Origin of the sequence: Corynebacterium sp. HMSC035E02, assembly GCF_001836065.1 — a bacterium.
GTDB lineage: Bacteria > Actinomycetota > Actinomycetes > Mycobacteriales > Mycobacteriaceae > Corynebacterium > Corynebacterium hiratae.
In genome coordinates this window covers 87,551-98,489 of record NZ_KV827310.1, presented here as the reverse complement: position 1 = coordinate 98,489, position 10,939 = coordinate 87,551, and the positions used below count along the sequence as shown (strand labels likewise).

General features: G+C 63.3%; 9 protein-coding genes. 2 read left to right on the top strand and 7 right to left on the bottom strand.

Translation table 11 applies throughout. From position 1 onward, the window contains the following. Positions 1-234 precede the first annotated feature (234 nt). The 6 genes from HMPREF2635_RS02420 to HMPREF2635_RS02395 all read right to left on the bottom strand — a co-directional run bounded on the left by HMPREF2635_RS02420 (position 235) and on the right by HMPREF2635_RS02395 (position 6,120). Complete coding sequence (locus tag HMPREF2635_RS02420) at positions 235-1,371, bottom strand: cysteine desulfurase family protein (protein WP_070821226.1); 1,137 nt, start codon at positions 1,369-1,371, stop codon at positions 235-237. Continuing rightward, positions 1,371-2,330, bottom strand: a complete 960-nt coding sequence (locus HMPREF2635_RS02415; RefSeq protein ID WP_070821225.1) for an electron transfer flavoprotein subunit alpha/FixB family protein — start codon at positions 2,328-2,330, stop codon at positions 1,371-1,373. The genes HMPREF2635_RS02420 and HMPREF2635_RS02415 overlap by 1 nt, the downstream gene beginning before the upstream one ends. Before the next feature lie 12 nt (positions 2,331-2,342). After that, positions 2,343-3,143, bottom strand: coding sequence for an electron transfer flavoprotein subunit beta/FixA family protein (locus HMPREF2635_RS02410; protein ID WP_070821224.1), 801 nt, complete (start codon positions 3,141-3,143; stop codon positions 2,343-2,345). A gap of 34 nt (positions 3,144-3,177) precedes the next feature. Beyond that, positions 3,178-4,326 carry a THUMP-like domain-containing protein gene (locus HMPREF2635_RS02405; RefSeq protein WP_070821223.1) on the bottom strand — a complete coding sequence of 383 codons (1,149 nt, stop codon included), beginning with the start codon at positions 4,324-4,326 and terminating at the stop codon, positions 3,178-3,180. A 21-nt stretch (positions 4,327-4,347) separates the two neighbouring features. After that, complete coding sequence (locus tag HMPREF2635_RS02400; protein WP_049154926.1) at positions 4,348-5,175, bottom strand: NUDIX hydrolase; 828 nt, start codon at positions 5,173-5,175, stop codon at positions 4,348-4,350. Positions 5,176-5,271: 96 nt separating this feature from the next. After that, positions 5,272-6,120, bottom strand: coding sequence for an ABC transporter ATP-binding protein (locus HMPREF2635_RS02395; RefSeq protein WP_046648947.1), 849 nt, complete (start codon positions 6,118-6,120; stop codon positions 5,272-5,274). Between the two features lie 57 nt (positions 6,121-6,177). Here HMPREF2635_RS02395 and HMPREF2635_RS02390 point away from each other — a divergent pair, with 57 nt between their 5' ends. Both HMPREF2635_RS02390 and glgB read left to right on the top strand, forming a co-directional pair. Further along, the gene (locus HMPREF2635_RS02390) at positions 6,178-8,184 is read left to right on the top strand and encodes a maltotransferase domain-containing protein (RefSeq protein ID WP_070821228.1); all 2,007 of its coding nucleotides are present in this window, start codon (positions 6,178-6,180) and stop codon (positions 8,182-8,184) included. A 106-nt stretch (positions 8,185-8,290) separates the two neighbouring features. Continuing rightward, positions 8,291-10,411, top strand: coding sequence for a 1,4-alpha-glucan branching protein GlgB (glgB, locus tag HMPREF2635_RS02385; protein ID WP_070821222.1), 2,121 nt, complete (start codon positions 8,291-8,293; stop codon positions 10,409-10,411). A 91-nt stretch (positions 10,412-10,502) separates the two neighbouring features. On the opposite strand, the gene HMPREF2635_RS02380 is transcribed toward glgB, so the two are convergent. Then, the gene (locus tag HMPREF2635_RS02380) at positions 10,503-10,901 is read right to left on the bottom strand and encodes an arsenate reductase/protein-tyrosine-phosphatase family protein (protein ID WP_070515586.1); all 399 of its coding nucleotides are present in this window, start codon (positions 10,899-10,901) and stop codon (positions 10,503-10,505) included. Between the last annotated feature and the right edge of the window lie 38 nt (positions 10,902-10,939).

The following is a 10,939-nucleotide window of genomic DNA, read 5'->3' as shown; positions in this document are numbered from 1 at the left end:
TGGTTCTTCAAGGTCGGGTCGGTCTTGAAATAGTTGACCATCAGCTTCTCAAAGGCAATGCCATACTTTGCCTTTGGTTGGTTTTCACGCAGCTGTTCTAGGACCTCAGAGAACTTCGACATGACAACATTGTGCCTGACGGGCTATCGGCTCCGTGGCACAACACCAAAGATTGCGAAACGCGTTTGCTCGCCTTTGTCTTTGGGCCTCGGTACTGGCCGGGAGCTGTTGTGTCTACACCGACCGAGCGCGGCGGATAATCTCCGGAAGTTCCTTGATAACCACGTCGATGTCTTCTTCAGTGGTCATTCGTCCCAGGCTGAAGCGCAGGCTGCCGCGGCCGTGTTCTTCGTCAACGCCCATGGCTTCGAGCACGTGGGACATGCGGTTAACGCCCGCGTGGCAAGCAGAGCCGGCGGAGGCTTCGATCCCGGCGGCGTCGAGAAGCATGATGAGGCTGTCACCATCCGTACCCGGGAAGGACACGTGCAGGTGGGAGGCCAAGGTGGGCTCGGTGGAGTTGATGATGACGTTGTCGATGCTGTCCTCAATGCCGGCCTTGAGCTTGTCGCGGAGTGCCGTCAGGCGGGTGTCTTCCTGCTCCATTTCCGCGACGGACTCGCGCAGGGCCGCGGCGAGCGCGCTCGCACTCGCGACGTCGACGGTGCCGGGACGGATGCCGCGCTCCTGGCCGCCGCCGAAGGCGATGGGTTGAGGCGCCGGGGTACGGCGTGCGAGCAGCAAGCCAATGCCGCGGGGCCCGCCGAACTTGTGGGCGCTGGCAGCGAGTGTGGTGGCACCCAGCTCATGGAAGTTGATGGGTAGCTTGCCGGCGACCTGCACGGCATCGATGTGCACTGGGGTGTTCTGCGCGGCGGCGCGCTGAGTGATGTCCGCGACCGGCTGTATAGCGCCGGTCTCGTTGTTAGCCCACATGCAGGTGGCAACCGCGGCCGGGGTATCCAGGGCGCTTAAGTCGCTGATGTGGCCGGTGGAATCGACCGGCAGCAGATCCACGGTGGCGCCATGCTCAGCGCGGAGCTTCTCCACGGTCTCAAGGACGGCGGGGTGCTCGATGGGGGTCGAGATGATGCGCTTCTCCGCCTCCGGTGCTGCGCTTTGCGCAGCACGGAAAAGACCCTGGATGGCAATGTTATCCGCCTCCGTGCCGGAGGAGGTGAAGACTACCTCGATGGGTTCGCAGCCCAGCAGCTCGGCGACGGTCTCGCGGGCGTCGTCCAGCACGGAGCGTGCCTTACGCCCGGAGCCATAGGCCGAGCCGGGGTTGAGGGACCCGGCGGCGTCGACCCATGCGTCGATGGCGCACTGGCGCATGGGTTGGGTAGCTGCGTAATCGAGGTAGCGAGGCATTAGTTGCCGGCCCCCTTGCGGGACTCAAGCTCGGAGACCAGCGCCGGGGCGATCTCGTGGAGGTCGCCCACCACACCGAGGTCGGCGATCTGGAAGAAGGGCTCGTCCTGGTCCTGATTGACCACGACGATGGTCTCCGAGGTCTGCATGCCGGAGGTGTGCTGAATAGCACCGGAAATACCCAGGCCGATGTAGAGCTTCGGGGACACGGTCGCGCCGGTCTGACCAATCTGGTGGGCGGGGTCGTAGAAACCCTCGTCCACGGCGTCGCGGGTAGCGCCGACGGCGGCCCCGAGGGCGTCGGCAAGCGGCTCCACCACATCAGCGAACTTATCGCCCACGCCGCGGCCACCGGCCACGACGACCTTGGCGGAGGTCAGCTCCGGACGGGCGGTCTTCTCAGCCGGGGTGAAGGAGGTGACGGTGACATCCTTCGCGGTGGCGGCAGGCAGCTCGAAGGGCGCAGGTGCTGCGGTAACCGGCTGCGGCTCGGCAACCACGGAGCCTGGGCGCAGGGTGTAGACCACAGAACCGGTGGCCGTGGAGGAAGTCTCGTAGGAACCACCGAAGATGGTGTGGTGTGCGCTGCCGTCGGCATTGATGCCGTCGACGTTGACCAGGGCGCCCGAGCCCAGGCGGGCGGCGAGGCGGCCGGCGATCTCGTTGTTAGTCGGAGTCGCAGCCAGCACGATGGGCGCCGGGTTATTGGCGGCCAGGGCGTGGAGGGCGTCGACCTCCGGGGTGACGATGCGCTGCTCATAGTCGGCGGCGGTGGCCTGGACCACCTGGGCGGCACCGAAGTTGCCCAACTCGGCATCGAAGGAGGCGGCGGTGGCGGCATCCTTGGCAACAACGACGGCGGAGACGGTGCCGAGCGCGCGAGCGGCGGTGATGAGCTCACCGGTGACGGGGCTGAGCTGGTCTGCTTCGTGCTCAACTAGGACATAAACGTGAGACATAATTTTTCTCCTTTAACCCTCGATGAGATTCTTGGCGGCCAGGAAGTCCGCGACCTTGGCGGCAGCCACGGCCGGATCAGTATCCGTGATGACCTCACCGGCGGTACGGGCCGGGCGCTGCGCGGAGGCGGTAACCGTGGTGGTGGACGGCACGCCATCAATGCCCAGGTCGGCCACGGCGAGCGTGGTGACCTCAGCCTTCTTGGCGGCCATCAGGCCCTTGAAGTTGGGGAAACGCGGCTTGTCGGCCTTGTCCGTAAAGGACAGGATGGCCGGCAGGTTGGCGCTGAGTTCCCAGTGGCCGTGGACATCTTCACGGGTACCGGTGGCGGTGGCGCCGGCCAGGGAGGCTGCCTTGAGCTCAGTGAGCGCGGGCAGCTGGCGGTACTCGGCCAGGAGGCCAGCAACAAGGCCGGTGGAGGCATCCGAGGAGTTATTGCCCAGGGTGATGACCTGGACCTCGCCGAACTTCTCGGCCACCTTGTTGATGGCGGCGTTAAGAACCCAGGCGGTGGCCAGGGCGTCGGCGCCAGCGAGGGCGTCATCCGTCACGTGCACGGCGTGATCCGCGCCCATGGCCAGGGCCTTGCGCAGGGCCTCATCGGCAGCGGCCGAGCCCATGGTGAGTGCGACGACCTCGTAGCCGGCGTCGGCGTTATCGTCGCGCAGGCGCAGTGCCTGCTCGACGGAGTACTCGTTGACCTCATCGATGACGTTATCCACCGAGGTGCGGTCCAACGTGTGGTCCGCCTCCAGGGTCTTCGTTGACCACGTATCCGGTACGTGCTTGACCAGAGCCACAATGACTGGCATGTGGGCACTTCCCCTTCCGTAAATTTTGAAACTATTAGGGTGCGTAATTACCTTCGGTCGATACTACTCGCGGTCCGCACAACACCGCGACTCCCTTCGTTCCAATGCGTGTGACCACGAGCGTCTTGGCGGTCGACCCCTTCAACTTGAGCTTCTTGCGCAGCTGATCCGGGTTCACGTCTTGCCCGCGTACCAGGATTTCCAGCGAGCCAACGTCGTGAGCCGCCATAGCCGCCTTGAGCTTCTTCATGGGGACCATCTCGATGAATTCAAATCCGGACGTGCCGTGAGGCAGGCGGTCACCGGTGAGGTAAGCAATGCGCGGGTCCAGTTGGTGCAGGCCTTCCCGCGCGGCGTAGTGGCGCACCAGCCCGGCGCGCACGATGGCGCCGTCGGGGTCGATGAGGAAGCGGCCGATGGGGCCGGCCTCAGGTAGCTCGTGCTCTGCGACGTCGTCGATGACGTCCGTGTGGATTCCATCTGGCGTGGTACTGAGGACCACTGCCCTTTTCCCTGTTCCCAGGCCTGGGGTGTACAGGCAGGTTTCCTTCACCCCTCCGTCAAGGCTGACTACGCAGGCTAGGCCTTCCCATTCGGAGTGGTCGATGCCGGGTGCGCATTTGATGGCCATCTCGCTGTGGGTGGCCAGCAGATCTGCTGGCGGGGGCAGAAGTTGGTCCAGGCGGGTAATGCGGTTGCCGCCTTGGCGCCGGGCGGGGTCGGCGATGCAGACTTCGGCGGTGGTCGTGGTGGTCAGAGCATCAGCGCGAAAGACGGGATGCTCAATGTTGTGCTGCGCCATGGCTACGCGTGAGGCGTCCAGGTCGCTGCCCACATAAGCACCGGGACGATAAGCCTGCCCCTCGGTGCCGATAGAACACGTGAGGTCGTGGACCATGTCCACGTTGCGTTCCTGAAGGAACTGCGCGCGATAAGCCGCCACTGCGGGTGGAGTGGCTTGTTGGGCGGAGTCGTGGTCCATGAGCCACTGCCCCGGCAGCTTTCCGGAGCTGCGGGCTTGGATGAGTTCGGCCACGGCACGCCCGTAGTCACCAAAGTGGGCCTGCAGCTTGGCGACGTCCCGCAGGTGCGCCTTCTTGGTCCCCTCCAGGTCTGCTGCGGCGGCGTCGATCGCGGCGGCGTGCTCGCATAGGAAGGCAACTTCGTCCAGGGTGTAGCTCATGCAGGTTTCTTCAGGGGTGGATTAAATTCGGTCGACGGGAAAAGTGGTGAAGTATTCGCGGTAGCGCTCGTCATCGCGCGGGTCGCCGATAATTGGGCGTAAGTCGGAGAAAGAGGCATCATCTAAAACCTCTTTAACGCTGGAATAGGACGTGAGGCGCTTGAGCTGCGCCCACGTCGGGATGGCCAGGCGCACCAGCCCGGCGCGCCATCCGTCGAGGACCAGTTGGGGGTCGAACCAGCCGGCGTCATCGGCTTCGCCCGTATCCCCATCGGGTTCTTGGCCCTCGGGCAGTACACCGATAAAGAAGAAGGTGTCGAACCAGTGGTTGTTATCTTCGCCGGCCCAGCGGGACCAAGGCAGCAGCATGTCGGCGTCGACACGCATGCCGTTGTGCTCAAGGAACTCGGTGAAGGAAATCTCGTGGGTTTCTAGCAGCTCGCGCTCGCGGTGGTAACGAGAGGCGTCGGAGACCAAGCCGTCCTCGCGGATGGCTAACAGCGTGCCGGCCTCCTCGAAAAGCTCCCGGGCGGCGGCGAAGACAAGGGCGTGTGCCTTGTACTTGGTTACGCCCATGCGGCGTGCCATGGACACCACTGAGCGGCCTGCCCACAGTTCGCCAGAGTCCCAGGTTCGGGGCGGGAAGTCACGCGGGTCTACCCCGCCGCCGGGAAAGACGACGTGGCCGGGGTAGTTGCGCATGGTGCGCACGCGTTCTTGGATCCACACGCGCAGCCCCTCGGCCGTATCGCGCAACAAGAGGACAGTAGCGGCCAGACGTGCCCCGTTAAAGCCCGTTGTTTCGCCAGGGTCGATGGCGTCAAGGCTGTCGTGGATGGACTGACTCATGCAACTTTCCGTGTCTGCAGGCTGGGGGGCAGAATTCGAGAGGTATACGTCGAGGGTGTGTACTGAGGTTTTGTACTGAGAGATATGTACTAGGGGTTAGCGGACTCGTCGGGCGAAGTACCTCTCCCCGATGCGATCCACCTGGATAGGTTGGTGGAAGGCCTTGGAAAGGTTTTCCGACGTCAGGACAGAGTTAATGAGTCCTTTGGCCACGACCTTACCCTCATCCAGGAGCATCGCATGGGTAAATCCGTAAGGGATTTCCTCCACGTGGTGGGTAATCATGACAATCGCCGGGGCATCCGCATCGAGTGCTAGGTCCCCCAAGTAGCCCACGAGGTCCTCACGGCCGCCCAAGTCCATGCCCGCGGAGGGCTCATCCAGGATGAGCAGCTCCGGGTTAGCCATGAGCGCGCGGGCGAGGATGACGCGCTTCTTTTCTCCCTCGGAGAGCGTGCCCCAGGTCCGCTCTGCAAGGTGTGCGGCGCCGACTTGTTCCAAGATCTCGTCGGCACGGGAGAAGTCCATGTCTTGGTAGTCCTCACGCCAGCGGCCGAGGACCGCATAGCCAGCAGACACGACGAGATCATCCACGCGCTCGTTGTCCGGGATGCGGTGCTGGACGGCAGCGGAAGAGATGCCAATGGCGGCGCGCAGATCGCGCATATCCGTTTTGCCCAGGCGCTCACCCATGAGGAAAGCCACGCCAGCGGACGGGAATTCTTCGGCGGCGGCCATGCGCACCAGGGAGGTCTTGCCCGCGCCATTGGGGCCGATGATGACCCAACGCTCATCGAGCTCCACCTGCCAGTCGACGGGCCCGACCAGCGTGCGCCCGCCGCGTCGTAGCTCGACGCCGCGGAAGTCAATCAACCAATCCTCGTCGGTTTCCATCAGTTCAGGGTCTTGCTGGCTCAATTGCTCTGGAGTGTTCACACGCACCATTGTGGCCGATATCCTCCTTCCCCGGTGAAACTGACACAGCTGCATTATTCTATGGGCATGACTCAACGCCTTGGTATCGACGATGTCCGCCCCTCCCTCTCCGGTAATGCCGCCTCGAAGGCCGTAGTCGGAGAGGTTGTTCCTGTCACCGCGCTGGTGTGGCGCGAGGGCCACGATGCCGTCGCCGCGACGCTGTCGGTGTGGAACACCGAATCCCCGTCCACCTCCGCCGTGACCATGACCGTGGACCCGGAAGACCAGGACCGAGTCCACGGGGTGTTTACTCCGGCGACTCCCGGGCGTTGGTTCTTCCGCATCGATGCCTGGTCGGATCCGATGTCCACGTGGCGCAACGCGGTGATCAAGAAGATGGAGGCGGGGCAATCCGCACAGGAGCTCAGCAACGATCTGTTGCACGGCGCCGAGCTCTTCGAGGAGGCGGCCATCCAGTGCCCGAGCGATAAGGCGGAGCTGCTCTTTCAGGCGTCGAAAGAGCTCAAGGATGACACGGTGGACGTCGACAAGCGCGTGCGTACCGCGCTCTCCGAGGAGGTCGCCGAGATCCTCCACCACCACCCGCTGCGCCACCTGCTGGTCGAAGGTGACATCCACGAGGTCCTGGTAGAGCGCCGCGATGCCCTCTACAACTCCTGGTACGAGCTCTTCCCGCGCTCGACCGGCGGGTGGGATGACGAGGGTAACCCCGTGCACGGCACGTTTAAGACCACAGCGCAGGCACTGGAGCGCGTGGCTGCCATGGGTTTCGACACCGTCTACTTCCCTCCCATCCACCCCATTGGCGAAGTGCACCGCAAGGGCCGCAACAACTCGGTGGTGGCTGAGCCTGGTGATGTGGGCTCGCCGTGGGCCATTCAGGACCACTCCACCACGCACCCGGAGCTGGGCACCATGGAGGACTTTAAGGAGCTGGTCAAGAAGGCCGCCGACTTGGGCCTGGAGGTAGCACTGGACTTGGCGTTGCAGGCCTCCCCGGACCACCCGTGGGCCAAGACCAACCCGGAGTTCTTCACGGTGTTGGCCGATGGCACCATCGCCTACGCCGAGAACCCGCCGAAGAAGTACCAGGACATTTATCCGCTGAACTTTGATAACGATCCGGATGCCATCTATGCCGAGATCTACCGCATCGTCATGATTTGGGTGGAGGCTGGTGTCACCACCTTCCGCGTGGACAACCCGCACACCAAGCCGGCCAATTTCTGGAACTGGCTGATCTCCAAGGTACACATCACCCACCCGGAGGTCATCTTCCTCTCCGAGGCCTTCACCCGCGCCCCGCGTCTGTTCGGTCTGGCCAAGGCAGGATTTACGCAGTCTTATACCTACTTCACGTGGCAGACCTCCAAGCATGAGCTCACTGAGTTCGCGCAGATGCACGTGGAGCAGGCCGATATCTGCCGGCCCAACCTCTTTGTCAATACCCCGGATATCCTCCACGAGTCCCTGCAGACCGGCGGGCGCGCCATGTTCGCCATCCGCGCCACCCTGGCGGCCACGCTCTCCCCGCTGTGGGGCGTGTACTCCGGCTTCGAGCTCTACGAGCACCAGGCCGTCAAGCCCGGCAGCGAGGAGTACCTCGATTCTGAGAAGTACGAGCTGCGCCCGCGTGACTTCCAGGCAGCGCTGAAGTCCGGGGATTCCCTGGAATCCTATATTCGCCTACTCAACGTCATCCGCCGCGAAAACCCGGCCCTCCAGCAGCTGCGCACGCTACGCTTCCACAACACCGATAACGAGGCCATCATCGCCTACTCCAAGGCCGATCCCGCTACCGGCAATGTGGTGCTCGTGGTGGTCAACCTCGATCCGCGCAATGCGCAGGAGGCCACGGTCTATTTGGATCTGGCCGCCGTGGGCCGCCACCCGGGTGAACACTTCACGGTGCAGGACACCATCAGTGGTGCCGCCTACGAGTGGTCCGACCGCAACTTCGTGCGCCTAGAGCCGCTGCGCGACGTCGCCCACGTCTTCATCCTCCCGCCTGCCCACCATGAGCTGCAGGAACGCATTGCGTGGCGCCGGGTGAAGGACTACCGCGCTTAAGTTTTAAAGCCGCTGAAACCCCGCGCTGAACCCGTACCCCCTTCATGGGTAGCGCGGGGTTTCTTTTCTGCCCCGCGAGCGGGTGTTGTTCGGTAATTTGGTCTGTATGAACATCCCGGCCTCAGACCTCGAACGCCTTAACCACTGCCGCCACCACGCGCCCCATGATTTTTATGGCTGGCACGACGGAACCGTCCGTACCCGCCGCCCCGGTGCCGAAGCCGTCGAGCTCGTCACCACTTCCGGCACCACCGCGATGCGCGCGGTTGGGGATGATATCTGGGAGGCCCCGCTCGCAGAGGAAGCCGACTACCGCCTGCGCATCACGTACCCAGACCAGCCCGCCTTCGAGGTAGCAGACGGCTATCACTTCCTGCCCACCCTGGGCACCTTGGATCAGCACCTCATCGGCGAGGGCCGCCACGAACGCTTGTGGGAAGTGCTCGGTGCCAACCTCAAGACCTACACCACCGACATGGGAGTAGTCGAGGGCACGGCGTTTGCCGTATGGGCACCCAACGCGGAGGGCGTGGCCGTGGTCGGTGACTTCTGCGGCTGGAACCCCACCCAATACCCCATGCGCAGCCTCGGCTCCACGGGCATTTGGGAGGTTTTCATCCCCGGCGTGGGCGAAGGCGAGCGTTATAAGTTTGCGGTCCACGGCAAGAACTCTCCGCGCATTGACAAGGCCGACCCCCTGGCCAAGCGCACCATCGCCCCGCCGGAGACCGCCTCCGTAGTAGCCCGCTCCAGCTTCGAGTGGAGCGACGAGGAGTGGATGAGCAAGCGCACCGGGGACCTCGACGTCCCGATGAGCGTTTATGAGCTCCACGTCGGCTCCTGGAAAGTGGGCGCCAACTACAACAGCTTGCGCGAAGAACTCATCCCTTACCTGGTGGAGCACGGCTTTACCCACGTGGAGCTGCTGCCCGTGGCCGAACACCCCTTTGGCGGTTCCTGGGGTTACCAGGTCTCCGGCTACTACGCTCCCTCCGCGCGCTGGGGCTCCCCGGATGAGCTGCGCGCGCTTATCGACGAATTGCATAACGCTGGCATCGGCGTCTTCATCGACTGGGTGCCTGCGCACTTCCCCAAGGACGAATGGGCGCTGGGCCGCTTCGACGGGCAGGCACTCTACGAGCACCCGGATCCGCGCCGCGGTGAGCAGGCCGATTGGGGCACCTACGTCTTTGACTTCGGCCGCAACGAGGTGCGCAACTTCCTCGTGGCTAACGCCCTCTACTGGGCTGAGGAGTTCCACGTCGACGGCTTGCGTGTCGACGCCGTTGCTTCCATGCTCTACTTGGACTACTCCCGCGAGGAATGGCTGCCCAATATCTACGGCGGGCGCGAGAACCTTGAGGCAGTCCAATTCCTCCAGGAGACCAACGCCACGCTGAACCGTAACCACCCGGGCGTGCTGACTATCGCCGAGGAATCCACCTCCTGGCCAGGCGTAACCGCCCCGACGCATGAGGGCGGACTGGGCTTTAGCCTGAAGTGGAACATGGGCTGGATGAACGACACCCTGGAGTACTTCAAGCACGAGCCGATTCACCGCCGCTACCACCACGGCGAGCTCACCTTCTCCATGGTCTACGCCTATTCGGAGCGCTACGTACTGCCGTTTAGCCACGACGAAGTGGTCCACGGCAAGGGCTCCTTGTGGGAGCGCATGCCGGGCGATGACTGGAACAAGGCCGCGGGCCTGCGCGCACTGTATGGCTACATGTTCTCCCACCCGGGCAAGCAGCTAATGTTCATGGGCCAGGAGTTTGGCCAGACCACCGAATGGGCAGAGGGGCACTCCGTGGACTGGTCCAATTTGGAGGGCTGGGGCAACGAGTGGCACCACGGCATTAAGCGCCTGGTGCGCGACCTCAACGCGGTGTACAAGCAACAGCCGGCCCTGTGGACTCAGGACTTTACCCAGGCTGGCTTCCAGTGGGTCAAGGCTGACGACGCCAATAACAACATGCTCGGCTACGTGCGCTACGGCAAGGACGGCTCCGCGCTTCTGGCGGTGTGCAACTTCTCCGGCAGCTCGGTGCCCAACTATGACCTCTGGGTGCCGCGCGATGGCGAGTGGGAGCTGCTCATCAACACAGACGACGCCGTCTACCAAGGCGCTGGCAACGACCTTGCCCACCACGTGCGCTCCGAAGGCAACCACGTACAGCTGCACCTGCCGGCCAACTCGGTGCAGTGGTATGCCTTCCGTGGCTAGTTTCTCAAAATACAACTGCCCGAGTTGCCAAAGATCACCGCTGGGATCGAATTCCAGCCCCTAGTTTTGGCAACTCAGGCAGTTTCAGTTTTCAGTCCTGCGCGTGACCATCAAGGAAAGCTCTTACGCGAGCATCAATGTCATCGCGCAGCGCATCCATACGCGCTTCTCCCTCTAGGCCACGCACGGACGGGTCCTCAATCTCCCAACGCTCAGCCACTCCGTCATAGTCGGCATCACCGACGATGACGACGTGATCCACCGAAGACGCGAGGCCGGCATCAAGCAGCGTCGGCGTACCTTCCATGTCCGCTCCGACCTTTGCAAGGGAAGCCTGCGCCTCAGCGTTCACCCCCTGCTCACGGTGCTGTTCAGTGGTCTTTACGCCTGCAGAGTGAACTTCCCAATCGGGCGCATGCTTCCTAGCTAAGGCAGCCGCCATCTGAGACTTGCCCCGGTTGGTATTGCAAAGAAAAAGTACGGAGGTCATGCCTCCGCACTTTAGTCATATTGCGGTGTGTCTGTAGG

Coding starts and splice junctions, on each gene's coding strand:
- HMPREF2635_RS02415 (WP_070821225.1), bottom strand. CDS start 2,330: ATGTCTCACGTTTATGTCCTAGTTGAGCACGAAGCAGACCAGCTCAGC.
- HMPREF2635_RS02420 (WP_070821226.1), bottom strand. CDS start 1,371: ATGCCTCGCTACCTCGATTACGCAGCTACCCAACCCATGCGCCAGTGC.
- HMPREF2635_RS02405 (WP_070821223.1), bottom strand. CDS start 4,326: ATGAGCTACACCCTGGACGAAGTTGCCTTCCTATGCGAGCACGCCGCC.
- HMPREF2635_RS02395 (WP_046648947.1), bottom strand. CDS start 6,120: ATGGTGCGTGTGAACACTCCAGAGCAATTGAGCCAGCAAGACCCTGAA.
- HMPREF2635_RS02400 (WP_049154926.1), bottom strand. CDS start 5,175: ATGAGTCAGTCCATCCACGACAGCCTTGACGCCATCGACCCTGGCGAA.
- glgB (WP_070821222.1), top strand. CDS start 8,291: ATGAACATCCCGGCCTCAGACCTCGAACGCCTTAACCACTGCCGCCAC.
- HMPREF2635_RS02390 (WP_070821228.1), top strand. CDS start 6,178: ATGACTCAACGCCTTGGTATCGACGATGTCCGCCCCTCCCTCTCCGGT.
- HMPREF2635_RS02410 (WP_070821224.1), bottom strand. CDS start 3,143: ATGCCAGTCATTGTGGCTCTGGTCAAGCACGTACCGGATACGTGGTCA.
- HMPREF2635_RS02380 (WP_070515586.1), bottom strand. CDS start 10,901: ATGACCTCCGTACTTTTTCTTTGCAATACCAACCGGGGCAAGTCTCAG.